Annotated in this window: 23 protein-coding genes; 14 read left to right on the top strand and 9 right to left on the bottom strand. The window is 64.1% G+C overall.

Features of this window, described 5'->3' with window-relative positions; translation table 11 throughout:
* Position 1 precedes the first annotated feature (1 nt).
* From ACYQ00_RS03375 to fliW, 6 genes are all read left to right on the top strand, one after another.
* A complete protein-coding gene (locus ACYQ00_RS03375; protein WP_460030769.1) occupies positions 2–1,501 on the top strand; it encodes a peptidoglycan DD-metalloendopeptidase family protein in 1,500 nt (499 codons plus the stop codon).
* A gap of 40 nt (positions 1,502–1,541) precedes the next feature.
* Positions 1,542–2,078: a flagellar export chaperone FlgN gene (flgN, locus tag ACYQ00_RS03370; RefSeq protein WP_460030768.1), complete on the top strand. Its 537-nt coding sequence runs from the start codon at positions 1,542–1,544 to the stop codon at positions 2,076–2,078.
* A gap of 39 nt (positions 2,079–2,117) precedes the next feature.
* A complete protein-coding gene (flgK, locus tag ACYQ00_RS03365; RefSeq protein ID WP_460030767.1) occupies positions 2,118–4,259 on the top strand; it encodes a flagellar hook-associated protein FlgK in 2,142 nt (713 codons plus the stop codon).
* A 10-nt stretch (positions 4,260–4,269) separates the two neighbouring features.
* Positions 4,270–5,814: a flagellar hook-associated protein FlgL gene (flgL, locus tag ACYQ00_RS03360; RefSeq protein WP_460030766.1), complete on the top strand. Its 1,545-nt coding sequence runs from the start codon at positions 4,270–4,272 to the stop codon at positions 5,812–5,814.
* A gap of 199 nt (positions 5,815–6,013) precedes the next feature.
* Positions 6,014–6,253 (top strand): carbon storage regulator CsrA, encoded by a 240-nt coding sequence (gene csrA / locus ACYQ00_RS03355; RefSeq protein WP_460031316.1) that lies wholly within the window; start codon positions 6,014–6,016, stop codon positions 6,251–6,253.
* A complete protein-coding gene (gene fliW / locus ACYQ00_RS03350; protein ID WP_460030765.1) occupies positions 6,229–6,693 on the top strand; it encodes a flagellar assembly protein FliW in 465 nt (154 codons plus the stop codon). Before csrA ends, fliW begins: the two co-directional genes overlap by 25 nt.
* 7 nt (positions 6,694–6,700) lie before the next feature.
* Here the strand turns inward: fliW and ACYQ00_RS03345 are convergent, their stop codons facing one another.
* Positions 6,701–7,390, bottom strand: coding sequence for a TetR/AcrR family transcriptional regulator (locus tag ACYQ00_RS03345; RefSeq protein WP_460030764.1), 690 nt, complete (start codon positions 7,388–7,390; stop codon positions 6,701–6,703).
* A 189-nt stretch (positions 7,391–7,579) separates the two neighbouring features.
* Between ACYQ00_RS03345 and ACYQ00_RS03340 the strand changes: the two genes are divergently transcribed.
* The gene (locus tag ACYQ00_RS03340; RefSeq protein ID WP_460030763.1) at positions 7,580–8,401 is read left to right on the top strand and encodes a nitroreductase family protein; all 822 of its coding nucleotides are present in this window, start codon (positions 7,580–7,582) and stop codon (positions 8,399–8,401) included.
* A gap of 197 nt (positions 8,402–8,598) precedes the next feature.
* On the opposite strand, the gene flgM is transcribed toward ACYQ00_RS03340, so the two are convergent.
* On the bottom strand, positions 8,599–8,913 hold the full coding sequence (gene flgM, locus ACYQ00_RS03335) for a flagellar biosynthesis anti-sigma factor FlgM (protein WP_460030762.1): 315 nt from the start codon (positions 8,911–8,913) through the stop codon (positions 8,599–8,601).
* Between the two features lie 44 nt (positions 8,914–8,957).
* Complete coding sequence (locus tag ACYQ00_RS03330; RefSeq protein WP_460030761.1) at positions 8,958–9,374, bottom strand: DVU0524 family FlgM-associated protein; 417 nt, start codon at positions 9,372–9,374, stop codon at positions 8,958–8,960.
* Between the two features lie 142 nt (positions 9,375–9,516).
* Between ACYQ00_RS03330 and ACYQ00_RS03325 the strand changes: the two genes are divergently transcribed.
* From ACYQ00_RS03325 to ACYQ00_RS03310, 4 genes are read left to right on the top strand one after another with little or no spacing between them, the layout of a single operon-like run.
* Positions 9,517–10,188, top strand: coding sequence for a Maf family protein (locus tag ACYQ00_RS03325; protein ID WP_460030760.1), 672 nt, complete (start codon positions 9,517–9,519; stop codon positions 10,186–10,188).
* Between the two features lie 52 nt (positions 10,189–10,240).
* Positions 10,241–11,017, top strand: a complete 777-nt coding sequence (locus tag ACYQ00_RS03320) for an enoyl-CoA hydratase-related protein (protein WP_460030759.1) — start codon at positions 10,241–10,243, stop codon at positions 11,015–11,017.
* Positions 11,018–11,842, top strand: coding sequence for an MBL fold metallo-hydrolase (locus tag ACYQ00_RS03315; protein WP_460030758.1), 825 nt, complete (start codon positions 11,018–11,020; stop codon positions 11,840–11,842).
* Positions 11,839–12,822 (top strand): delta(1)-pyrroline-2-carboxylate reductase family protein, encoded by a 984-nt coding sequence (locus tag ACYQ00_RS03310; RefSeq protein WP_460030757.1) that lies wholly within the window; start codon positions 11,839–11,841, stop codon positions 12,820–12,822. Before ACYQ00_RS03315 ends, ACYQ00_RS03310 begins: the two co-directional genes overlap by 4 nt.
* A 188-nt stretch (positions 12,823–13,010) precedes the next feature.
* Here the strand turns inward: ACYQ00_RS03310 and ACYQ00_RS03305 are convergent, their stop codons facing one another.
* From ACYQ00_RS03305 to ACYQ00_RS03295, 3 genes are all read right to left on the bottom strand, one after another.
* Positions 13,011–13,406: an OsmC family protein gene (locus ACYQ00_RS03305; RefSeq protein ID WP_460030756.1), complete on the bottom strand. Its 396-nt coding sequence runs from the start codon at positions 13,404–13,406 to the stop codon at positions 13,011–13,013.
* 172 nt (positions 13,407–13,578) lie between these two features.
* Positions 13,579–14,745 (bottom strand): metallophosphoesterase, encoded by a 1,167-nt coding sequence (locus tag ACYQ00_RS03300; protein ID WP_460030755.1) that lies wholly within the window; start codon positions 14,743–14,745, stop codon positions 13,579–13,581.
* Positions 14,746–14,880: 135 nt separating this feature from the next.
* Positions 14,881–16,542, bottom strand: a complete 1,662-nt coding sequence (locus ACYQ00_RS03295) for an ABC1 kinase family protein (RefSeq protein ID WP_460030754.1) — start codon at positions 16,540–16,542, stop codon at positions 14,881–14,883.
* A gap of 296 nt (positions 16,543–16,838) precedes the next feature.
* On the opposite strand from ACYQ00_RS03295, the gene ACYQ00_RS03290 reads away from it, so the two are divergent.
* Entirely contained in the window at positions 16,839–19,331 is a 2,493-nt protein-coding gene (locus ACYQ00_RS03290) for an ATP-binding protein (RefSeq protein ID WP_460030753.1), read from the top strand.
* A gap of 63 nt (positions 19,332–19,394) precedes the next feature.
* Here ACYQ00_RS03290 and ACYQ00_RS03285 read toward each other — a convergent pair whose 3' ends face one another.
* The 3 genes from ACYQ00_RS03285 to ACYQ00_RS03275 form a co-directional block, all read right to left on the bottom strand.
* Positions 19,395–20,180: a PP2C family protein-serine/threonine phosphatase gene (locus tag ACYQ00_RS03285; RefSeq protein WP_460030752.1), complete on the bottom strand. Its 786-nt coding sequence runs from the start codon at positions 20,178–20,180 to the stop codon at positions 19,395–19,397.
* An 80-nt stretch (positions 20,181–20,260) separates the two neighbouring features.
* Positions 20,261–20,587, bottom strand: coding sequence for an FHA domain-containing protein (locus tag ACYQ00_RS03280; protein ID WP_460030751.1), 327 nt, complete (start codon positions 20,585–20,587; stop codon positions 20,261–20,263).
* A 25-nt stretch (positions 20,588–20,612) separates the two neighbouring features.
* The gene (locus ACYQ00_RS03275) at positions 20,613–21,527 is read right to left on the bottom strand and encodes a PP2C family protein-serine/threonine phosphatase (RefSeq protein ID WP_460030750.1); all 915 of its coding nucleotides are present in this window, start codon (positions 21,525–21,527) and stop codon (positions 20,613–20,615) included.
* A gap of 170 nt (positions 21,528–21,697) precedes the next feature.
* Between ACYQ00_RS03275 and ACYQ00_RS03270 the strand changes: the two genes are divergently transcribed.
* Both ACYQ00_RS03270 and ACYQ00_RS03265 read left to right on the top strand, forming a co-directional pair.
* A complete protein-coding gene (locus ACYQ00_RS03270) occupies positions 21,698–22,165 on the top strand; it encodes a phosphatidylglycerophosphatase A family protein (protein ID WP_460030749.1) in 468 nt (155 codons plus the stop codon).
* 115 nt (positions 22,166–22,280) lie between these two features.
* Entirely contained in the window at positions 22,281–23,456 is a 1,176-nt protein-coding gene (locus ACYQ00_RS03265) for an MFS transporter (RefSeq protein WP_460030748.1), read from the top strand.
* Positions 23,457–23,460 lie beyond the last annotated feature (4 nt).

Below are 23,460 nucleotides of genomic sequence, written 5' to 3'. Positions count from 1 at the left end.
CATGAGCAGCCCCCAGGCCCCCCTTGATACGTCCCTGGCGACGTCCCTGACATCTACCCTGTCGTCTTCCCTGGCCTCGGCGGATCACGCGGACATGCTGGCGCGCCGGCGGCAGGTGGATCAGATCCGTCATGAGATCGCCGGGGGGGACGAAGCCGCGGCCCGGCGCAAGGACGCCAAGCTCCGCGAGGCCTGCCAGGGCTTCGAATCCATCTTCCTGAACAAAATCTGGTCCCAGATGCGTCAGAGTCTGCCCAAGGAAGGCTACCTCCACAGCAAGGAGGAAGAGTTCTACCAGCAGATGTTCGACAAGGAACTGATGGACAAGATGTCCCGCAATGGCGGCATCGGCCTGGGGGACATGCTCTATCAGCATCTGAAGGAAAGCTCGGAACGCGCCTCCCGGACCACGGCCACCATCGGCCCCCGGGAACCCTTGCCCCTGAATGACAAGGACAGGCACCAGCTGCGGGCCGGCCTGGAGGAAGTGGGGCTGGTGCCCACGGAACCACTGGCCGCAGCAGACCCCCTTCAGGCCGCCCCGTCTGGCTCCAGCCAGTCAGGAACACCCGGCCTGACCCAGGTGGCCTATGCGCCCTATGGCGGGGTGGATGGACAGACCGTGACCGATACGCCGCAGGCCCAGCTTGGCAACCTCGCCAATCCGGGACTGCCGCTGGCCCGGCCGCAGCTCAAGCCCATCCCCATGCCGCACATTGATCTTTCCAAGCCGGAGGGAAAGCAGGACTCCCAGGCCGGGGAGGGGAGCGGGCTGGCCTCGTATGATCCGGACGCCCCGCATGATGCCAGCCAGCCTACGCCGCTGGACCTGCGGGCCATGAATCCGGAAACCGCCAACACGGACGGCCTGAGCCTGGGCGAACGCCTGGCCAGGGCGCCGGTGGTGCCCCCGCAGCAGGCCCAGCAGATGCAGCAGACCGCACAGGCTGCTCCGGGCATGGGCATGGGCCTTCCTGCCCAGGCCGCACCGCCGGCGGTGAACCCTGCCCAGAGCCGCGCAGCCCAGGCGTATGACAAGGCGGACCGATCCTCCCGCACGGAGGGCCGCCGCTCCAGCATGCCGCCCCTTGTGGATCCCGTCTCGGGGGAGATCTCCTCGGCCTATGGCTGGCGCGACGACCCCATCACCGGCAAGCGCAGCTGGCACTCGGGCCTGGACATCAAGGCCCCCGAAGGCTCGGCGGTGAACGCCTGCTGGGATGGCACGGTCATTTTTGCCGGCAATGGCGGGCAGTATGGCAACACCGTGGTGCTGGAACACACGGGCGGCTGGCGGACTTTTTACGGACATGCCAAGGACTTGAACGTTAAGGTGGGCCAGAAGGTGCAAGCTGGCGAGCGGATTGCATCAGTGGGGCAGAGCGGTCGAGCCACAGGCCCGCACCTGCACTTTGAAATCCGGCAGGGCGGCCTGGCCTGGGACCCGTTGCAGGTCAAGGAACACCTGCTCGCCGGGCTGGACAGCGCAAAAAAGAGTTAAATTTTCAAGCTGAATACATCAATTTACGCAGGAGTCGGCCATGCATCGTCCCCTCATCGAACGTCTGCTTCGCCAGTGGAAAGCGCTGATGGTGTTGGATCAACTGCAGCAGGAAGAATTTGCCCTGCTGGTTGCCCGCCAGCCCCACGCCGTGGCCGGCATTGAATTTTCCATTCATGAACTGATGCGCCAGATTGTGGACGAACGTCACGAGGTCCGCAAGCTGCTGCAGGGCCGGCGGCTCAAGCTGCTGATGGCTGACCTGCCCGCGGAACTGGGCGCCAGAACCCTGCTGGATGACTTCGACAAGATTCAGGGGCTGCCGGCCTTCCCCAAGGACGTGCCCCTGGTGGAGGTGTACCAGACCCTGCTGACGCTGGCCGATGATGCGGAGCAGGCCTGCGCCAAGCAGGCGGAGAAAAACACTTCCCTGGCCCTGGGGCTCTATGACCAGAGCAAGGGCCTGCTGGAGTTCATGCATCGGGAAATCCAGCCCGATGTCCAGGATGTGTACTCCCGCTCCGGCGCCATGCGCAAAAGCCGCGCCGACGCCGCCCTGGTGCAGGGACGTCTGTAACCTTCCGCCCGGCCACTTCGAGATCAGGAGATACGCATCATGCCAGGCATCAGTTCCATTCTCAATATGGGCAAGTGGGCGCTCTTCGGCTCTCAGGCGGCCATCGAGACCACCGGCTCCAATATTTCCAACGTCAACACCGTGGGCTACAGCCGCCGCTCGGTGGTCTTTCAGGAAAACATCTCCCTGGATTACACCCCCGGCCAGCTCGGCACCGGGGCAGTGGCCAAGGAAGTGGTCCGCAATTTTGACGAATTCATCGAATCCCAGTACCTGGACAAGCACTCCCGCGAGCTCTACTACCAGACGCTCAACGAAAACCTCACTTCTGCGGAAGGTCTGTTCAACGAATCAAATTCCAATGGCCTCTCCGCGGCCCTGGCCACCTTTTTCAACGACTGGAACGACCTTGTCCAGCGTCCGGAAGATTACGCCACCCGCGAGCAGCTCGTGGGCGACACCACCAGCCTGCTCAGCCAGTTCAAGAACCTCGACGGCGACCTGACCCAGCTTCAGACCCTGGCCGAGGAACAAGCCAAACTGCAGGTGACCGAGGTCAATGAGCTGCTGAACCGCATTGCCGCGCTCAACAAGCAGATCAGCATGTACGATGTGCCGGGCTCGAACAATGCCAATGCGCTGTATGACCAGCGCGATCAGGCCCTGCGCGACCTCTCCGGCTACATGGACATCCACATCGCCAATCGGGGCGGCGATGGCGGTCTGGGCGGCAACATGGTCGTCACCACCAGCGCGGGCCATACCCTGGTGGAAGGCGGCGTGGCGTATAAGATCTCCTTCGAGGGCGGGCAAGCAGCCCAGGCCCTGCTGACCACCTCTGCCTTTGACGGCGAGATCAAATTTTCCGGCTCCGATGATTTTGAATATACCCTCGAAGTGATCAGCGACGGCGATGTCTCCACAGGCAGCACCGCCGCCCAGTTCCGGGTTTCCTTGGACGGCGGCATGACCTGGCTGACTGACGACTCCGGTGCGCAAATGGTCTTCGAGGCCCGGCCCGAGTCCAACAAGGTCAAGATCCGCGATATCGAGGTCTGGTTCGATAATGCCACCCAGGACCTCTCTGCCGGGGACAAGTTCTCCATCATGCCCCGCAATGGCATCTACTGGTACGAGAACACGTCCAACAAGGTGAACATCACCCCGGTGCTGCGTGGGGATGGCACAACGGATGGCTCCCGGCTTACCGGCGGCTCCCTGGCCGGCCTGATGAACTTCATCGGCCCCTCTGCCGGCAGCTACAAGGACAAGCTGGATGCCCTGGCCAAGAGCCTCATCTGGAATGTGAACCGCCAGCACAGCCAGGGGGCGGGCCTGGTCCAGGTGACGGAAATGCTCGGGTCCTATACTGTCAACGATCCCACCCTGGCCTTGGGCTCGAACTCTTCCGGCCTGGCCTTTGCGGAGTATCTCAAGGGCAACTCCGGCAACCTGAGCTTTTATGTTTACGATATCGCCAACGGCAAGCTGGCTTCCAATGCCGCGCCGGCCTCGTTCGGTCCGCTGGATTTCGATACCGGCACTCCTGAGATCGATAATTTCGACCCCAGCATCCACAGCCTCAATGATGTCCGGGATGCCATCAACAACACGTTCCCCAGTTATCTGACGGCCGAGGTGGTCAACAACCAGCTGCGCGTCACCGCGCAGAGCGGCTATTCCTTCGCCCTGGGCGGGGATTCGAGCGGTCTGGCCGCAGCGCTGGGGATGAATACGTATTTTGTTGGCTCCGATGCCTCGGATATCGGCATCAACCCCACCATCCTGGGCAGTCTGGACCGCATCAACGCCGGTCACGTCAACGGCGCGGGCGAGATCAACATTGGGGACAATGCCGTTGCCCAGGCCATCACCAACCTCCAGAATACCAACGTCAGGATCATCAGCACCTTCAGTTCCAGCTCCAACCAGACCCTGGGCGATTACTACAACACCCTGGTTTCCACCGTGGGGGCGGATACGTCCAGCTCTGAGTTCGGCTGGCAGTACAGCAAATCGCTGGCAGACGATCTGAATGAACGCCAGCAGGCCATCGCCGGCGTGAACCTGGACGAGGAAATGGCCGCGCTGATCAAGTTCCAGAGCTCGTACCAGGCGGCAGCCAAGCTCATCACCACAGCGGACGAAATGTTGCAGATCGTCCTCGGACTCAAGCAGTAAGGAGGCGGACATGGCTGTCATGCGCGTGTCTCAGCAGACGCTGTTCCAGCATCATATATCCAATATGAACTCCTCATTGGCGTCTTTGATGGAGTTGAACATCCAGGCCTCCAGCCAGAAGCGTATCAATCGTCCTTCCGACGACCCCGCCGGCTCAGCCCAGGTGCTGTCCTATCGCCATCAGCTGAACCAGATCTCTCAGTACGAAGAGAATATCGACACCGCCCGCGGCTGGCTCAGCCTGCAGGACAATACCCTGACCCAGGTGAACACCGTGCTCACCCGGATCAAGGAGCTCGCCGAGCAGGCCGCCAGCGGCACGTACGATGCCACCAACCGCGAGCAGATCGGCTTTGAGATCCGCGAGCAGTTCGAACAGCTCATCCAGCTGGCAAACACCGAGTACGAAGGCCGGCACATTTACGCAGGCCACAAGACCGGCGAGAGCGCCTTTGTGCAGGGTCTGACCGTCATCACCAACGACGCCGGCCTGTCCAATGGTTCGTTCAATGTGACCGGCGCCTCGGAGTCCACCACGCTGGTGCAGTTTCTCAGCAACGGCACCGTGGGCACGGACGCCCTTGACTACCGCTATTCCAAAGACGGCGGGCAAACCTGGACCACCGCCACCCTGGCGGCCACGGACAATGTGCTGGATCTGGACGGTGCGCGCGTGACCATGGTGGCGGGCAGTGTGGTGTCCACCGTGGATACCACCGTGCAGGACACGTCCGAAAACAACGGCACCTGGCTCTGGGTTCGCCCCACAGCGGTGTACCAGGGCGACGATGAAGACGTTATCCAGGTGGACAATTACGGTGGCAACTCTGCCGTCACCGCCTCGGCTGCGGGGTATTTTCCGCAGGATGTGATGGTTCGCATCGACAACACCGCCACCACCGACACCGACGGTCCCATCGAGTATTCCTATAGTACCGATGGTGGCGCATCCTGGATCACTGGAAACAGCTTCACCAATGGCAACCCCGGCACCCCGGCGCATCTGGTGGTGCCCGGCGGCACCCTGGAAATTACCGATGTCGCCTTGCCGGCCACCCTGGAACCCGGCCAGCAGTTCGTCATCCGACCGCGACGCGGGGATGTGGACTTCCAGATTTCGGCCAATGAATCCGTTACCGTCAATGCCATCGGCAAGGACGTGTTCGGGGGCATTTATTACGAACCGTACGCCACCACCGCCACCATCCCCTTTGATGGGGACGAACGCAACATGTTCGAAGTGGTGGGCCGGCTGGTGGGCTATGTGGAAACGAACAACCAGAGCGGTGTGGCCCAATCCCTGGAGGAGCTGCGCGGGGCGAGCGAATACGTGCTCACCCAGGCGGCCCGCGTGGGCGGCCGGGAAAACCGGCTGGAAGTCTCGGCCAACATGCTCAGCTCCCTCAAACTGAACAAGGAAGAGCGGTTGAGCACCGTGGAGGACGTGGACGTGACCGAGCTGATGACCAAGGTGGCCCAGCAGCAGCTGGTGTACCAGGCTGTGCTCAAGACCTCGTCCCAGATTCTGCAGATGGGCCTGATGAAATACATCTAAGCCCCTCACCTGCCACGGTGACCCGCCCGACAAGACGACACTGGACGCCCCGGCCGCGATGTGCGAGGAAGAAAACACCCCGCGCATGGTTGCCGGGGCGGCACGCTCGTTGCGGGCAAGACGATGTATTGAATCGGCGCGCCGGATTGGCGCAATCAACCGGCTGGAGCAATCCGGCGCAGACGGCACAGGCAAGGCCATGCTCATTTTGACGCGACGGCCAGGCGAAGCGCTCTACCTTGGAGACGACATTCGCATCACGGTGCTCGGCGTGCAGGGCAAGCAGATCAAGCTTGGCCTGGAGGTCCCCCGTGACATGACCGTGTATCGCGAGGAAATCTACCTCCGCGTGCAGGAACAAAATCAACTGGCCCTGGCATCCAAGGACGAGGACCTGCTGGCGGCGACCCAATTATGGCACAACACCAAGAAAAAGTGATCCAGACCCGTCTTGGCGAACGGACCATCACCCCGGAAAAGGTACTTACGTTCCCGAAGGGGCTGGTGGGCATGGAAGGGCGTCATGAATTCGTGCTGCTGCAGCTGCGCGACGATTCGCCGTTTCTCATCCTGCAAAGTCTGGAAGACCCGCGGGTGGGCCTGCTGGTGGCAGACCCCTACAGCTTTCTGGACGAGTACGAAATCAAGGTGGGCGAGGCTGAACAGGCGCTGCTGCAACTGAAAGATGTTGCGGAGATGGCGGTGCTCGTCACGGTGTCCATCCCCCCCGGTGCGCCGGAGAAGACGGCCCTGCACCTTGCCGGCCCCATCCTGGTGAACCACGCCGCCCGCCTGGGCCTGCAGGTGCCCCAGCCGGACAGCAAGTACCCGGCCAAACTCTTCCTGCACGAGCGCACGGAAGAACAGGGACAAGGCTAGCCCGGTCTCAGATCTCGGGGGGGCTGTCCGCAGTTCCCCATCCCGCGCTGCGGGCCAGCATGCGGGCGTAGGCCGCGGCCTGGGCAGGGTCCAGGGGGGGGCGCGCGGTCAGCAACCGGAACCATAGCAGGCCAAAGAGCAGTTCAATCGCCCGGTCCACGGTGTCGCGTGCACAGCAGGCTTCCTCCCCGATGGCAGACGGCTGCCGGGCAGTCTGGGCCGGCAACTCGCCCCGCTGCACGGCCCGGGCAAAGAGCGCCCGTGCCGCCTCCTGGCGCACAGCCAGATGCTTTTCCAAAAAACGCAGCCGGAAGGCCTCGTCCCGCTGGGCTTCCACCATCAGGCAGCGCAGGTGCGGGGCGGACCACGCCGCCGCATCCTCCGCAGCCTGCAAGAGAAACGCCTCCAGATCCGCCGCCAGCGAGCCATGATCCGCCGCCAGGGCCTCCCGGCCCATGCGCTCGGCCATGGCCTCCAGCACCACGTCCGCCTTGCTTGGCCACCAGCGATAGATTGTCTGCTTGCCCGCGCCGGCGCGTCGGGCAATGGCTTCCATGGTCAGCGAGCACAACCCCTGTTCGCTGATCAGTTCCAGGGTCGCGGCCAGAATGGCCGCCCGTGCCTCCAGACAACGCGGCCGGCCGCAGGATTTCTCTTCGGAAGAGTCGGGGGAATGCGGATCTGACAATGGCTGCACGAATGCTCTCGATCTTCAGATTTGCAGGAAGGGGCGACCGGGCATCGCCTACCGGACAGCAATGTAAGTGATTGCCGTGGGAATTGCAATATGATACGAGACGAATCGTATTGAAATTAGGCCGCACCGTGGGCCCTGTGTATCCAGATCAGACCAGCCCGGCCTGCAATGGCCGTAAGGAGCAAGAGCATGCCTCAGTTTTCCGTGGACGATTCGCGCTGCATCCAGTGCGGCGTATGCGTGGAGGATTGCATTGTCGAAGCCCTCAGCATGGGGGAAGGCCTGCCAGTCATGCACAAACCAGAGGCCTGTTTCGGGTGCCAGCATTGCCTGACGGTCTGCCCCACTGCCGCCATCACCGTGCAGGGAAAACGGCCCGAGGACAGCCTGCCCCTGGCCGGGGCGCTGCCGTCCTTTGCGCAGATGCGGGCCCTGGCGTTGGGCCGGCGTTCCGTGCGGCAGTACAAGCAGGAGAATGTGCCTGCCGAGGTGATTGAAGAAGTGATTCGCGCGGCATCCTGCGCGCCCACGGGAGTCAACGATCACCGCGTGCGCTTCACGGTGGTCAAGACCCGGGTCGCCCTGGAGCGGCTGATGGAGACGCTCGTGACGGGCCTGGAGGATGCGGCGGCCCGCAAGGCGCTTCCCGAAGGACGGCGCGGCGCGTACATGATCAACGCCATCCGGCTCTGGCGCGGCGGACGCAAGGATATGGTTTTCCGCGGGGCTCCGCATGTGGTGCTGACCACTGCGCCCAAGGATGCCCCGTGCGGGCCGTATGACTGCTGCATCGCCTTGTCGTACTTTGAGTTGTTGGCTCAGGCCCGCGGGCTGGGCACGGTGTGGGACGGCATTTTCATGGCCATCCTGACCACCCTGCCGCAGTTGCGAACCCACCTGGGCGTGCCAGAGGACCACGACCTCGGCTATGCCATGGCCTTTGGCCTGCCGGCAGTGGAATACCATCGCACTGTGCAGCGCGAGCCGTCGGCCTTGCACTGGGTGGAGTAGGGGAGCCCTGCGGAATCAGGCGTCATATCCTGCGAACCCAGGCATAACGACTCGCAAATCCCGGGCGTGAGGCCTTGGCCACGAAAAACGCCCTCCCGAAGGCTCAGGCTTCGGGAGGGCGTCGGGAAGGCGTCAACTATTCGGCGCGGCGTCAGGAAACCCACGCCTCAACCTGTTTCTGCCAGGCTGCAGCCAGACTACAGCCCGAAGAAATCCAGATCATCCTGCACGATTTTTGCGGCGATTTTCTGGGAATCCATGGTGTATTCCCCCGCCGCAATCTGGGCTTTGATGGCGGCGACCTTGTCTTTGCGGATATCCGGGGCGCTCATTGCCGACGAGAAGGCCTCAGTCCGGAGTCGCGCATCGTCGGAGAAACTCACCTTGTCGCCCCGGGCGTTTTCCACGGCGTCGGCCTTGGAGCGCCGCACGCGCGTCGCATCGGCATCCGACTTGTCCAGCCGAGCCGGGTCATACGCATCCAGCCCTGACAACAGTGTTTTGATATCCATACGGCTCCTCCTCCGCGGCGGATGACGCCGACGGGGCCTTTCCATTACAGCATGGTTTCGTCAACCTTGTCCAGCGTGATCTGCCACAGACGATTCAGGATCTGCACCTTCTCATGCGGCGCCACCTCACGTGGGCCGCTCGGCGTGTCGAAGAACACCTGCAAGTCTTGTTCCGAAGGTGGGAATGCGAAGGACAGGCCGTTGCCGAACTCCTGTTTGAGCTGTGAGGTGATCTGCGCCACCAAGGGGTTGTCGCTGCCGGAAAGGATCAGGTTTTCCACAATCTCGCGTGCCACCCGCTCCACCAGCGCCCGTCGTTTCAGTTCCCGGGCCACGTTGGCTTCCTCGTCGGTGCCAGGCGGGTGCAGGCTGCGCGTGTAGCGAGCCAGCCTTCTGCCAGTGACGAGCTGCCGGTCGTAGCCCCGGAGCATGTTGCGCATGTAGAGCGATCTGAGCGTCATGCTTTCTTTCCTCTTCTCCTGCCTATCGTCCAGCATGAGCGGAGTCTTTAGGGCTGCAAACAAGAAAAAAGATTCGCGATTTCAGCTTGTTGAATTTTACGGAGAATTGCGGCATGTTGGAAAAAACAATCTGGAGGCCGCTGTGTCCGGGTCCACCACTGCGCATTCCCCCCTTTTTGCCACCACCTTGCCCCTTATCCTTGCGTCGGCGTCTCCGCGGCGCAGGGCGTATTTGAACAGTATTGGCGTGGAGTTCACCATGCGGCCCAGCCAGGTGGAGGAACCGGCCCGTCACCCTGGGGAACCGCCGGATGCCTATGCCATTCGCGCGGCCAGGGTCAAGGCGTTGGATGTCAGCACCCGGTACCCTGGCAGCATTGTGCTGGCGGCGGACACCGTGGTGGCGCTGGGCGGGCAGATTCTGGGCAAGCCCAAGCACGAGGAGGACGCCCTGCAGATGCTGCACAAGCTCTGCGGTCGCGACCCGCACCAGCCCAGCCGCAGCCGCAGTCATCATGTGGTCACCGGCTGCTGCCTGGCCCGGCCCAAGGCCGGAGACGAGCCCGGCCCCTCCCCTTTTTTGCTGGAATTTTCAGTAGATACGGAAGTGGTTATGGCCATTCAGACACACAAGGTGCTGGCCGCCTACGTGGCCACCCGCGAGCCCATGGACAAGGCCGGCTCCTACGCCATCCAGGGCAAGGGGGCTTTCCTGGTGCGGGAGATCCGCGGGTCCTACACCAACGTCGTCGGCCTGCCCCTGGCCGAGGTGGTGGAGGTGCTCAAAAGCTGGGGGGTGGTGGCGGTATCCTGACCCTGGCCTGGCGTTGGGCTCCTGAATCTTTTACAGCCTGCGAGGATTGCTCATGACATCCCCTTCCCTCCTGAGGGTGGAGCGCCGTGGACCGGCGGCCATCCTGACCCTGGCCCGGCCCGAGCGGCGCAACGCCGTGAACGCCGCCCTGGCCGAAGCCATGCGGCAAGCTTTGCGTGAGGTGCAGGCGGATGCGGCCGTGCGCGCCGTTATTCTCACTGGCGGAGACAGCTGCTTTTCCGCTGGGATGGACCTGGCCGCCTATCTCGACGGGCAGTGGCCGGCCATCAACGACGCCGAAGGCCGCTTTGCCGGCGTCACCGCCCACAGGTTGGACAAACCCCTCATCGCTGCGGTGGAGGGTCCGGCCCTGGCCGGCGGCTTTGAGATGGCCCTGGCCTGCGACATGATCGTGGCCGGCGAGGGCGCCTCCTTTGGGGTGCCGGAGGTGCGGGTGGGATTGTTCCCGGCGGCGGGTGGCGCCTTTCGCCTCATGCGCAAGGTGCCACCCGGGGTGGGTATGGATTTGCTCTGCACCGGCCGGCGCATGGACGCTGCCGAAGCCCAGCGCCTGGGCCTGGTGACCCGTCTGGTCCCGGCCGGGCAGGCCCTGCAGGGCGCCCTGGCCCTGGTTGAGGAAATCGCCGAACGCGCGCCGCTAGGTGTGGCGGCCTCCCTGCGTCTGGCCCGGGCGGCTCTGACGGCGGACGAAGCCAGTCTCTGGGAAATGAATGACCGCCTGTGGACCGAAATCACCGACTCTGCCGATGCCCAGGAAGGCCCACGCGCCTTTCTGGAAAAACGCCTGCCGGTCTGGAAGGGGGAGTAAGTGGCGGCGCTGGAAACCCTTTTCCCCGGCGTGCATGTGCTGACCCTCCCGCTGGAGGACTTTGCCGTGCGCGTGGTGGTGCTGGCCGGCGCCCGGCGGGTGGTCCTCTTTGACACAGGCTGCGCCCCGGCGGATCTGGCGCCGGTTCTGCCTTTGTTGTCCCGGCCTGCCGGCCCGGGAAATCAGAGAAGTGGGCAGGAGCCCCGCCAGGTGCTGGCCGTGTACAGCCATGGCGACTGGGACCACGTCCAGGGCTCGGCGGCCGTGCCGGATCTGTGTGGCGTGGTGGCCCATGCCGCCTGCGCCAGAAGGTTCGCCGATGACGTGCCGGCCCGCCTGTCCAGGTTGCGCAGCGAGTTCCCCGGACGCTATGACGCGGTGGAACTTATCCCGCCGGACATCACCTTTCCCGGAGCCCTGACCCTTGACCTGGGCGGGCTGACCCTGCAGCTCTTTCATGTGCCCGGCCACACGGCGGATTGCCTGGTGGGCTTTGTGCCCGAGCACGGCCTGCTCCTGGCTGGCGATACGGCCGAGACGCCCTGGCCCTGCCTGGACTGGCCCAAGGCGGACATTGCGGCCATCGACCGCTGGATCCAGGCCCTGGCCTGCTGGCGGCAGGATCCGCGGGTGCGTCTGGTGCTTCCGTCCCACGGCCGGATGGGCGGTCCCGAAACCCTGGACGAGACCATCCATTACCTGACTGCCCTGCGCGACGGTATCGATCCCGTCCCCCCCGCCACGCTGGACGCCGTGGACCCCTTTTATCGCGATTCCCATCAGGCCAATCTGCTGCGCATCGCCAGCCTGAGGAGGCCGGCATGATTCTCTGCAATGCCAGCGAAACCGCCGCCCGGCTGCCCTATGGCCCATTGGTGGAGGCCATTGCCGCGGTGCTGCGGGCCAAACGGGCCGGCACGGCCCAGGCTCCGGAACGGCTGGTGGTTCCCCTTGCCCCAAATGCGAGGCCCGGCGGGCTGCTGCTGTGCATGCCGGCCACGGATGCAGCCCTGGCCGTGACCAAGCTCATCACCGTGCATCCTGGCAACAGAGATGCCGGTTTGCCGGTGATTCAGGGCGAGATGACCGTCATGGATGCCCGCACCGGCCGCCGGCTCCTGCTGCTGGACGGAGCCACGGTCACGGCCCGGCGCACGGCGGCGGTCAGCGTGCTGGCTGTGCGGCAGCTGGCAGTGCATCCGAACGGGCCGTTGCTGCTGGTGGGGGCAGGGGCACAGGCCGCGGCGCACCTGGAGGCCTTTCGGGACGTGCTGGGGGTGGAGCAAGTCTACTTGGCTTCCCGTTCTCCGGCCTCTGCGCAGGCTCTGGCGGCGCGCGCCCGGGAACTGGGCATGGCGGCCGAGGTGGTGCCGGCGCCGGCGATGGCCCTGCCGCGGTGTCCGGTGGTGGTCACCGTCACCACCAGCCCCACGCCGGTGCTGCCAGATATGCCAATTACGCCAGATGCGCTAGGCACGCCGGGCACGGGCAGGGTGCGGGAGGATGCCTGCATTGTGGCTGTGGGCAGTTTTCATGCGGATCAGGCCGAGATTCCCGCCTCCCTCATGCGCCGGGCGCGGGTGGTGGTGGACGCCCCCGAGGCCGCGCGGCACGAGGCCGGGGATATCATCCTGGCCGGTCTGGACTGGGCCATGGTCACGCCCCTGGAGGCATTGCTGGACGGCGCGGCGGGCAGTGCCACTGGCGAATCATCCGGACTGACGGTGGTCAAGACCGTGGGCTGCGCGTACTTCGATCTTGCTGCCGGCAGGGTGGCGGTCGGCGGGGATGACCTGGGGGCGTGAGCCTGGGGATGGCGGCGAGACGGTGATGCGCCGGAAGGCGTCTTCACCGTGCGGGTACGAATAGGCAGCTGGAAGCTGAAGAGAACCGGCGGCCGCGCCATTGCCGGAGGAGAGAAGTGATTCCAGCAGCCCGGGCATGTCCGCGGCCTGCGCAAGGTGGTGCATGGTAATAGGTCATGGTGGACCGGCTAGCAAGGCGCGTCCGCTTCTTTTCGGTGAAAATGAAGGGGCATGGACAGTGTCGTGCGAACCGGACAGTGTTCGAGTGCCTCGAGAAGCCTCTCTTTCGCGTGTTCGGGGATGGTGTCAGCAAATACGACGGTGTATTCGAAGGTCGGCCCTGCAGGCGCGCCGCGCTGCAAGGATACCATGACGGTGACCTCGGTCATGGCGATGGCGAGCTTTTCTGCGGCCATGCGGAGCGTCATGTTCATGCAGCTCGCAACAGCCGCTTCCAGCAAATCATGCGGGCGAAACCCGGCATTTCCTCCCCCCTTGTCCTGGGTGGTGTCGGCGATGCCTTCCTGCTGTCCGTTGCTGAACCGTGTTGCATAGTGTTGCGGCAAGCTCGTTGCACGTATCATTTCTCATCCTGTTGCTTTGGCAGGTTGAACGAGCTGGGACCAAAGGAACATCCTGGTCCTCCAGCGAGCTGTGTCTTACTCTTCGACCCTGTGCCAGGCCGACGAGACGCATGGCGAATCGAGCGGGGACGGGTGCGTGGCCAGGGAACAGCCCTGGGCGACAGCGAAATGCCTAGGCTGTGCCCGTGCGGCGCAGGGTGATCAGGGTCATTTCCGGGGGAATACCCAGGCGGATGGGCGGCCCCCAATAGCCCGTGCCGCGGCTGACGTAGAGCCAGCTCGCTTCATGCCGGTACAGGCCGGCCACATAGCCCTGGGTGAAGCGGGCCAGGAGGTTGCCGGGGAAGTACTGCCCGCCGTGAGTATGGCCGGAGAGCTGCAGGTCCACGTTGTATTTGCACACATCATTGATGGAGCTGGGGTGATGGGCCAGCATGATGGTGGCATCGCGCCGGCCGGTGTTCTCCAGGGCCACATCGGGCTTGGACCAGTGATTTTCCAGATACCAGCCGCCCTGCACGTCATGCACGCCGGCAATGCACAGCCGGCCTTCGCCACGGGTGAGGATTTCGTGCTCGTTCTGCAGGGTGCGGTGGCCCATGGTCTGCATCAGCTGCACCCAGTGGGCTGCGCCGGAATAGTACTCGTGGTTGCCGGTAACAAAGTACACGCCGTATTTGGCGCGGAGCTCGGCCAGGGGTTCGAGATCGCTTTCCAGGGCGTGGACATGGCCGTCCACCACGTCACCGGTCACGGCGATCATGTCTGCGCCAAGGTCATTGCATTGGCGGACCACATCGGCGCACTGGGGCCGCTTGATGGTGGGGCCGATGTGGATGTCCGTGAGCTGGGCGATGGTGAAGCCGTCGAATTCCCTGGGCAGGTTGGCGATGGGGACTTCCACCTCCACCACCTCGGGCCGGCCCTTGGCCTGGGCCACGCCGCAGCCAGTGAAGAGCACCGAGGAGCCGAGCACGCCCAGGCTGGCCATATCATGAAAGAAAGCCCGCCGCGGGGGGGGCAGGGTGCAGGTCTTGCCCGTGCAGCGGCGGTGGGCGCCGCGGGCCAGCAGCAGCGTATCGCGCAGGGCCTGGGCCAGGGTGAGCATGGTCATGTAGCCCAGGGCGCCGTACATGACCCAGTAAAAGGCATCGTTGTAAAAATATTCCGAATAATACCATTGCAGATGCGTCACCAGGGCCGGCAGGCTGGCCAGGAAGGCCAGCACGCCAATGCACAGGAGCTTCCACAGCAGGGAGATTCGGGACGGCCAGACCAGCCGCACGCTCAGGTAAATGGCGCCGACAAACAGGCCCGCGGAAACCCAGAAATAGAACACGGCTCGCTCCATGCGGCGGCTCGCAATCCGGCCGCCTGCGCTCGGGAATTCATGGTGCAGGAGGACTGTGTATCGCTTCCGCGGCGCTTGTCAATGCACGCTGTGTAAGAGTTTTGTTTCTGTAATCTACCCCGGCTAGCCGCTCTTGGTCACCATGTGCAGCACCAGCCAGACACTGAACAATCCCGAGAGGATAAAGCCGATGAGCCCGAAGACGGGCAGCTCGCCCCAGTGGGGGCCGATGTTGGAGAGAAAGAGCAGGGAGGAGCCGATGACCAGGCTGGCGGCGATGAGCGCCGCGGCCAGCCGGTTGGCCACCCGGCGCAGGTTGGTCATCATGTCCTCATGGTCAGCCACGCGCACGTCCATGCCCAGCTGCCCGCTTTCCACCACGCTCAGGAGTCGTTCCAGACGCGAGGGCAGGGTCAGCAGGGTTTTGAGATTCGTCTGGATGTCCTCGATGACCGGCTTGTCGGAAAAGAGCAGGGTATAGCGTTTGACCAGCCAGCGCAGGGCCACGGGCTGCAGGGACTGCACGGCATTGAAGGGTGGATACAGCGCCCGGCCTGCGGCCTCGGTGGCAATGAGCGCCCGGGCCATGAGAATGTAATCCGGCCGGACGGTGATACCGTAATTGCGGGAAAGCCCGGTCAGTTCCAGCAGAAAACGGCCCAGGTTCACCTCGCCGTGCAGCGGGGCGCGGACGGTATCCAGGATGAACATGATATCGGCCTGAAAACGTTCCTTATCCAACAGCGGCGGCACCTTGACGGCCATGGTCATGACCACGCGGGCCACCTTTTCCGCGTCGTTTTCCACGATGGCCAGCACATAATCCACCAAGGCGCTGCGCTGAGCCCGGGTAAAATGCCCGGCCATGCCCCAGTCCATGTAGCACAGGGTATCCTTGCCGACGATTTTCAGATTGCCCATGTGCGGGTCGGCATGGAAAAAGCCGTGGACCATCAGCTGGCGGACCACGGCATCCAGCCCTTTTTCGGCCAGGGCCCGGCGGGTTTCCAGGTCGCCCTCGAATTCGTCGATGCGCACGCCCTCCACAAACTCCATGACCAGCACGGCGTCGGTGGTCCATTCGGGGATGATTTTGGGGGCCATGATCTGCGGGTCATCCTCGAACATCTTGTTGAAGAGGATGATGTTGCGGGCCTCGTTGCGAAAATCCATCTCCCGCGTCAGGGTTTTGCTGATCTCGGCCACCACCTCGGGCAGGTTGTACATGCGCAGGGACTGGGCCCGCTCGTGGATGCGTATAGCCAGAAAGCGAAGGATTTCCAGGTCCGCGACGATGGTTTCCATGATCTTGGGCCGGCGGACCTTCACAGCCACCACCCGGCCGTCCTTGAGCACGGCCTTGTGCACCTGGGACAAGGACGCCGCAGCCACGGGCCTGACGTTGAAGGAGGCGAAGACGTCGGTCAGCTTCAGTTTCAGGCTGTCTTCCACCACCTTGACGATGGATGTGTACTCCTCGTGGTACACATCCTCCTGCAGGTCGCGCAGGGTATCGCACAGTTCCGCGGGCACGAGGTCCGGCCGCATGGAAAGGATCTGGCCAATCTTGATGGTGGTGGGCCCCATGTCCTCCATCACGTTGCGCAGCCGCTCCCAGATGGTCTGGTGCGGCACGGGGCCGGCCTCTTCCTCACGGCGGGGAAAAATCTTGTACCGGTGGCCCAGCAGGCTGGCCAGCTCACCCAGGCCGTATTTGATGAACAAGGTGACCAGCGACTTGAGCCGACGCGCTGCAAGGACGGATCGAAGTTGGAAAAACTGCATGAACAGTCCGGTCGTTGAGGATGGGGGAGGAGGACAGGCCGGACGGCCGCGACACGGAACTTCCCCTTTCGCTCCGGCATGCGGGATGGTACAAGCGGCTTCCGGGCGCGCAAGAGGGATGCGTCGCCCCTTCGTCAGTGCATCACAAGACTAGGGTATCTGCGGCAAGGCGGCAAGACCGAAGACGGACCGGCAACAAGTAGAAAGCTGCCGGCTGTTTGTGCGCGCGGCAGGGTAAGGCCGGTAACATGTTCATGAGCGAGAGGGGGAAGGCAGTGCGCAGACTGGGGCGGAGGATGACGGCTGCCGTCTTGTGGACGACGGCCCTGTGGATGGTCTGCGCCACGGCGCATGCGCACGATCCGTCCCTGAATCTGACATCCTCGGAACGGGCCTGGCTGGCCAGCCATCCGACCATTCGGGTCGGCTTCGATCCTGGCTTCCCACCCATGGAATATGCCGGCCCGGACGGCGAGCTTCAGGGCATGACCCAGGCCTACCTGCAGCTGCTGGAGTCCCGGCTGGATCTGCATTTTCAGGTGCTGCGCGGGGTTTCGTGGAACGACGCCGTGAACCTGCTGCGCGCCCGGCAGCTTGATCTGCTGCCCTGCGTCATCCAGACCGACCGGCGGCGGGATTTCATGGCCGTCACCCAGCCGTACTTGCGCGCGCCCTCGGTCATTGTGACCAGGGAGGAGACGGCCAAGGCGCATCCGGCCCTGACCCTGGCCGACCTGCAAGGCCGCACCATGGCTGCCGCGGAGAGTGGCTATTCTTTCGACCGGCTGCGCAGCACCTTTCCTGGCATCCCCCTGCTCATCACGGCCACACCGGGCGAGGCCTTCAAGGCCGTGGCCCTGGGCAAGGCCGAAGCAGCCCTGGAAAACCTGGCCACCACCGAACAGCTGATCAAGAAGCACGGCCTGACCAACCTTGTGGTGGCCGGGCGCAGTGAATTCGACACGGATGAATTCACCATGGGGGTGCGCAGCGACTGGCCGCTGTTCGTCTCCATCCTGAACAAAACCCTGGCGACCATCACCCCGCAGGAGCAGGCCGCCATTCTGGAACGCTGGACCGCAGTGCAGCTGGATGTTCCGGAGCGCCCGGGCGCCCTTTCCCGCCGCACCCTGCTGGTGGCCGCCAGCCTGCTGGGCGCGTTCCTGGTGTTGTTTTGCCTGTGGAATTTGTGGTTGCGCCGGCAGATCCGTTTTCGCAAGGAAGCAGAAGCCGCCTTGCGTGAAAGTGAGGCGCGGCTCTCCATGATCCTGGCCGCCACCGGCGATGGCTTGTGGCAGTGCGACCTCGCTTCCGGGCATTGTCATTTTTCTTCCAGCTGGCACGCCCTCCTGGGCTATACCCCTGGCGATATGCCTGCCCGCTGGGGCGCCTTTGAACATCTGACGCACCCTGATGACCAGTCGCTCCTGCAGGACTTGCGCGCCGGGCGGGCCATGGACGAACAGGGCCGGTTTCGCCTGGAGTTGCGCATGCTGCGCAAGGATGGCATCTGGCTGCCGGTGCTGGCCAGGGGCAGGGTGGTGGAATGGAATGCCGAAGGACTGCCCAGGGTGGTGGCCGGCGTGCTCACGGACATCACCACCCGCAAGCAGGCCGAGCTCGCCCTCCTGGAGAGCGAGCAGCGGGCCCGGGCTTTGTTCCACAACTCTCCCGTCTCCCTCTGGGATGAGGATTTGTCCGAGCTCAAGCGCTACCTCGACGGCCTCAGGGCCCGGGGTGTCCAGGATTTCCGGGCCTATTTCGAGGCCCAGCCCCAGGCCCTGCGCTATGCGGTGGCCCTGGTGAAAATCCGGCAGGTCAACGCCATGACCCTCTCGCTGCTGGGCGCGGCAGATGAGCATGTCCTGCAGCAAAGCCTGGGGACTGTGTTTTGTGAGGCGACGTACGGCGCGGTGCTGGAAACCGTTCTCGCCTTCCTCGATGGGGCCACCTCGCACGAGGTGGAAACCCTGCACCGGACGGTGGCGGGCAAGCCCCTGCACGTGTGCATCCGGGTGCAGATTGCCAAAGGCAGCGAGGAAACCTGGGAGCAGGTGCTGGTCAGCGCACAGGATCTCTCGGCTATCAAGGAAGCGGAAACCCTGCGTGAGGAAGTGGACCGCATCACCCGGCACGATCTCAAAAACCCCCTGGCCGCCATCATCAGCCTGCCCCGGCTGCTGCTGGAGGAGGGCGAGGGCCGCCTGGACCAGGAGCAGCGCCGGGCCCTGGAACTGATTCACGACACCGGCTGGCGCATGCTGCGGATGATCAACCTGTCCTTGGATCTCTTCAAGATGGAGCGCGGGGTGTACCAGTACACGCCGGTGCCTGTGGATCTGGTGGACGTGACCGCCGACGTGCTGGCCCAGGCCCGCCCCGCAGCCCAGGAGCGCAACCTGCAGCTGGTGCAGCTCTGCGAGGAAGGCGCCTGTGACCTGCCATCCGCCAAAGACCGGTTCAAGGCCCTGGGCGAGGAGCTGCTGATTTTCTCCATGCTGTCAAATCTGGTGACCAACGCCCTGGAAGCCTCGGACAACGGGCAGACCGTGACCGTGCGCCTGGAGCGCAGCCTGCATTGGGTCGTCTGCTCCGTGCACAACCAGGGTACGGTGCCGGACGATATCCGGGACCACCTGTTCGAAAAGTTCGTCACCACCAAACCCGGGGGCACGGGCCTGGGCTGCTACTCGGCCCGGCTGATGGCTGAGACCATGCGCGGGGAGATTGCCCTCTCCTCCTCAACCGCCACAGGCACCACGCTTACCGTCAGGCTGCCCATTGCCTGAGGCGAAGGGGGCCTGACAGGCAGGCCGGGGGGGCAGGCCGGGACCGCGCCAGGGGAGAGGGGGTTACGCCGTCTGCAGATGCAAGACCAGACTGGTGATATTGTCCTCACCGCCGCGCTCCAGGGCCAGGGCCAGAAAGGCGCTGCAGGCGTCCTGCGGGGAAAGGGATTGCAGCAGGGGCTGCAGTTCCTCGGGGGAGACTTTGTCCGTGAGGCCATCGGTGCACAGCAGCAGGATATCGCCCGGGCGGGGGATGGTCTCGAAGAAATCAGGCACCACTTCATCCCGGGTGCCCACGGCGCGGGTCAGCATGTGCGCCAGCCTGCTCCGCATCTGCGGGGGCAGTGCTCTGGCCAGGGCGGTCTGCTCGGCCGCCACGGTGTGCAGCACCGAAAGCTCGCGCATGACGTCATCGCGCAGCAGGTAGATGATGCTGTCGCCAACATTGGCAGCCACCAGAACGTTGCGGTGCAGAAAGACGGCGGCCACGGTGGAGCCCATGCCCTGCGTGGTTTCGGATTCCAGCGCCTTGGCCTTGACGGCCTGATTGGCTTCCAGAATGGCGGCGCGGACAAGATTAGCCTGCTCGCTCAAGCTGGGGTCGCGTGGCCAGAGCATGGCCTCGGGCGGGGGGCCTTCGGGAGCAAAGGCCGCCTGGATGCAGCGGTGCATGGTCTGTGCGGTGAGGGTGGCCGCCACCTCGCCTGCCTGGTGGCCGCCCATGCCGTCCGCCACGAGATACAAGCCCAGGGCCTCGTCCACAAGAAAACAGTCTTCATTGCGGGAGCGGCGGTTGCCGATGTCGGTGATGCCGTGGTGGCGAACCACGAATTGCGGCCGTTCGTCCATGGGCGTGTCAGACCTTGTTCAAGCGTTGAAACAGGATGGCGCTGGCAGAGTCGGCGCGAGTCTGATCCACCTGATAGCGATCATTGGTGTTCTTGGCCAGTGTTTTCCGGAACCGGTTCAAAGCGGAACCGCTGCCCGCCCAGCTGCAGGATCTCCCCGGCCGACAACCAGTGTATGGTGATGGGCAATCCGTTGACAAGGCTGCCGTTCTTGCTGTCCAAATCCGTCAGCAGCCAGCCTTCGTCCAGGTGCAGGATGCGGGCATGCCGGGCCGAGACACCGGGATCGTCAAGCACAAGCGTGTTTTCGTGGCTGCGGCCGATGGTCAGGGCCTGGCCGGGGGCAAGGCGGAACTCCAGGGGCGTTCCCCGATCTGGATGCAGGCGGCAGGTGTTTGCGAAGGGCATGTGGGCATTCCTGCGGGGCGGGGCTTCACCCGGCCTGGCGGGCAACAGCGGGAGGGCGCTGGGGACCGCGCCGCAGGCCGGCGTGCAGGCGTGTGTAAAGCTGGCCCACCAGGGCGCGCACACCGTGGCGGGGGCGCGTGCCGAGCTTGCAGACCACGGCCGTGATGTTGTCTTCCCCGCCACCGACCTTGGCCAGGGCCACCAGGGCGCTGCAGGCCTGGCTTGCGGGCAGGGTGGCGCACACCTGCATGATGGCTTCCGGCGCCAGGGTGTTGGACAGGCCGTCTGAACACAGGCACAGCACGTCGCCCTCCTGGGCCGGCACCACAAACACATCGGGCTCCACCTCCGGCTCCACGCCCATGACGCGTGTCAGCACATGCTGCGCCCGGGCCCGGACCTCGGGAGCTGCCGGGAGGTCTTCTCGGGCCAGCAACGCGGCCAGGGTGTGCGGTGTGAACAGGGGCAGCACGGCGCTTTCACGTCGGAGGTAAATGGGACTGTCTCCCACATTGGCCGCCAGCCAGTAGCCTTGGGACAGGAGCACCACGGCAGCCGTGGCCCCCATGCCGTGGCAGCGGGGCATGGATTCAGCCTCGGCCAGGACGGCTGCGTTGGCCTGCGCCAGCGCCTGGAGGAGCAGGGTCGGGTCCGGCGGGAGCGTCTGGGGGGGGCGCTGGCCTGTGCGGGGGGAGAGTTCCTGCAGTCGGCCGGGGGCAGCCAGCAGGGCCCGGCGCAGGCAGGCCACGGTCATGGCGCTGGCCACCTCGCCGCAGTTGGCTCCGCCCATGCCGTCGGAGACAATGAAGAGTCCGGCATCGGCATCCACAAAAAAGGCATCCTGATTCGAGGGCCGCACCAGGCCGCGATCCGTCTCGCCGGCGGCATCGGGAACCGGGCCGGGAGAAGCGCTGGAGCGGATGCAGGGCAGGCAGTCCATGCCCTGGACCATACCGGATCAAGGGCAATGTGACAAGCTGTTGCCAGAATGGGGCGGGAAGTCCCGCCCGCATGTTCTTGCCTTCGGCAGGCATTCTCGTATGCTGTGCCACGATGCGGCCGGGAACACCGGCGCTCCCATGCAACAGAAGAAGACACAAGGCGGACGGGATGAAAGGACATGCGCTGGATAGGACAGCCCTGCTGGTGGCGCGCGGGTTCGGTTCAGGACTGCTCCCCAAGGCGCCGGGCACCTGGGGCTCGCTGGCGGCCATGGTGGCGGCGATGCTGGTGTGGATGCCCCTCCCGGTCTGGCTACGGCTCCTGCTGCTGCCGCTGCTGGTCTGGGCCGGAGTCTGGGCCTGTACCAGGGCGGAGGTGCTGCTGGGCCGGCATGATCCGGGCGAGATTGTCATTGATGAATGGCTGGGCTTGTGGCTGGGCTACGCACCCTTTGCAACCCTGGGCTGGTGGGAACTGCTGGCGGGACTGGCCCTGTTCCGTTTTTTCGATATCGTCAAGCCCGGCCCCATCGGCCGGCTGCAGCATCTGCCCGCTGGCTGGGGCGTGATGGCCGATGACTTGGCCGCTGGCGCGTGTGCCGGGCTGTTGCTGGGGTTTGCGCGGTTGCTGGGCTGATTTTCCACCCTGCTGGTCGGGGGCTGCTCTTTATGGTTGCGAATGCAACTCGCTTGGGATAAGAGGCCTTTTCACGCGCCTCGTTCCCCTCCTTTTTTGCAGGATTTCTCCCGCCATGACCTTCTCGCAACAACGCATGTATCGCTTTTTGCTCGTCACCTCCATTGCCGCCACCATCGGCATGATGGGCTGGGTGACCCTGCTGAGCAACTTCGCCGTGGAAAGCGCCGGCCTGGGGCCCTTTGAGATGGGGCTGACCCAGTCCGTGCGGGAGATACCCGGGTTTCTTTCCCTGCTGGTCATTTACCTGCTGCTGTTCATGACCGAGCATCGGGCGGCGGCCCTTTCCGTGCTGGTGATGGGACTTGGGGTCTGCATTACCGGTTTTTTGCCCAGCTTCTGGGGGGTTGTCTTCTCCACGCTGATCATGTCCACGGGCTTTCATTTCTTTGAGCCACTCAATCAGTCCCTGTCCCTGCAGTATTTCAGTCTGGAGGCCGCGCCGATCATGCTCAGCCGGCTGCGGGCAGTGACGGCGCTGGCCAACATCGCCGTGGGCGGGGTGATTTTTGCGCTCTCGGGCTGGCTGGGCTACCCGGCGCTGTTCATGCTCATTGGCCTGGTGGTGACGGGAATCGGCTGCTGGGCCATGCTGCAAGACCCGTCAGACAAGAACATGCCGCCGCAACACAAGAAGATGCTGTTTCGATGGAAGTACTGGCTGTATTATGCCCTGACCTTCCTCTCCGGGTCGCGCCGGCAGATATTCATGGTCTTTGCCACTTTTCTGCTGGTGAAGAAATTTGAGATGTCCCTGATGGCCATCAGTGGGCTGTTCATGATCAACAATGTCATCGCCTGGTTTGTGAATCCGATTATCGGACGCATGATCAACCGGTACGGCGAACGCACGCTGCTGACCATTGAATACTCCATGCTGATTGTGGTGTTCCTGTGTTATTCGTACACAGAATCCCCTTACGTGGCTGGAGTGCTGTTTGTGCTGGACCACATGGCCTTCAGTTTTGTGGTCTGCATCCGGACGTATCTGCAAAAAATTGCGGAAAAGCCGGATATTGCGCCGTCCTCCGCCATGGGCTTCACCATCAACCACATTGCCGCCGTGTTCATTCCTGCACTGGGCGGCTGGCTGTGGACCATCGATTACCACATTCCCTTCCTGGCCGGGGCGGGCATGGCGCTTGTGTCCCTGGTGCTCAGCCAGTTCGTGCGTCTCCCGCATCCCGGGGCTGCGCCGGCAGGCGTGGGCAAGGCTCCCGCAGCGGCCTGAGGGC

The organism is Megalodesulfovibrio paquesii (assembly GCF_054653055.1).
This window is presented reverse-complemented; position numbering and strand designations above follow the sequence as displayed.

Excerpts from the sequence above, each read along its gene's own strand:
- ACYQ00_RS03330 (WP_460030761.1), bottom strand. The coding sequence starts at position 9,374 with ATGACGCTCAGATCGCTCTACATGCGCAACATGCTCCGGGGCTACGAC.
- ACYQ00_RS03280 (WP_460030751.1), bottom strand. The coding sequence starts at position 20,587 with ATGCCCTTCGCAAACACCTGCCGCCTGCATCCAGATCGGGGAACGCCC.
- flgM (WP_460030762.1), bottom strand. The coding sequence starts at position 8,913 with ATGGATATCAAAACACTGTTGTCAGGGCTGGATGCGTATGACCCGGCT.
- ACYQ00_RS03305 (WP_460030756.1), bottom strand. The coding sequence starts at position 13,406 with ATGATACGTGCAACGAGCTTGCCGCAACACTATGCAACACGGTTCAGC.
- ACYQ00_RS03320 (WP_460030759.1), top strand. The coding sequence starts at position 10,241 with ATGACATCCCCTTCCCTCCTGAGGGTGGAGCGCCGTGGACCGGCGGCC.
- ACYQ00_RS03265 (WP_460030748.1), top strand. The coding sequence starts at position 22,281 with ATGACCTTCTCGCAACAACGCATGTATCGCTTTTTGCTCGTCACCTCC.
- ACYQ00_RS03290 (WP_460030753.1), top strand. The coding sequence starts at position 16,839 with ATGACGGCTGCCGTCTTGTGGACGACGGCCCTGTGGATGGTCTGCGCC.
- fliW (WP_460030765.1), top strand. The coding sequence starts at position 6,229 with ATGGCACAACACCAAGAAAAAGTGATCCAGACCCGTCTTGGCGAACGG.
- ACYQ00_RS03285 (WP_460030752.1), bottom strand. The coding sequence starts at position 20,180 with ATGGACGAACGGCCGCAATTCGTGGTTCGCCACCACGGCATCACCGAC.
- ACYQ00_RS03310 (WP_460030757.1), top strand. The coding sequence starts at position 11,839 with ATGATTCTCTGCAATGCCAGCGAAACCGCCGCCCGGCTGCCCTATGGC.
- ACYQ00_RS03270 (WP_460030749.1), top strand. The coding sequence starts at position 21,698 with ATGAAAGGACATGCGCTGGATAGGACAGCCCTGCTGGTGGCGCGCGGG.
- csrA (WP_460031316.1), top strand. The coding sequence starts at position 6,014 with ATGCTCATTTTGACGCGACGGCCAGGCGAAGCGCTCTACCTTGGAGAC.
- ACYQ00_RS03340 (WP_460030763.1), top strand. The coding sequence starts at position 7,580 with ATGCCTCAGTTTTCCGTGGACGATTCGCGCTGCATCCAGTGCGGCGTA.
- flgN (WP_460030768.1), top strand. The coding sequence starts at position 1,542 with ATGCATCGTCCCCTCATCGAACGTCTGCTTCGCCAGTGGAAAGCGCTG.
- ACYQ00_RS03295 (WP_460030754.1), bottom strand. The coding sequence starts at position 16,542 with ATGCAGTTTTTCCAACTTCGATCCGTCCTTGCAGCGCGTCGGCTCAAG.
- ACYQ00_RS03275 (WP_460030750.1), bottom strand. The coding sequence starts at position 21,527 with ATGGACTGCCTGCCCTGCATCCGCTCCAGCGCTTCTCCCGGCCCGGTT.
- flgL (WP_460030766.1), top strand. The coding sequence starts at position 4,270 with ATGGCTGTCATGCGCGTGTCTCAGCAGACGCTGTTCCAGCATCATATA.
- flgK (WP_460030767.1), top strand. The coding sequence starts at position 2,118 with ATGCCAGGCATCAGTTCCATTCTCAATATGGGCAAGTGGGCGCTCTTC.
- ACYQ00_RS03375 (WP_460030769.1), top strand. The coding sequence starts at position 2 with ATGAGCAGCCCCCAGGCCCCCCTTGATACGTCCCTGGCGACGTCCCTG.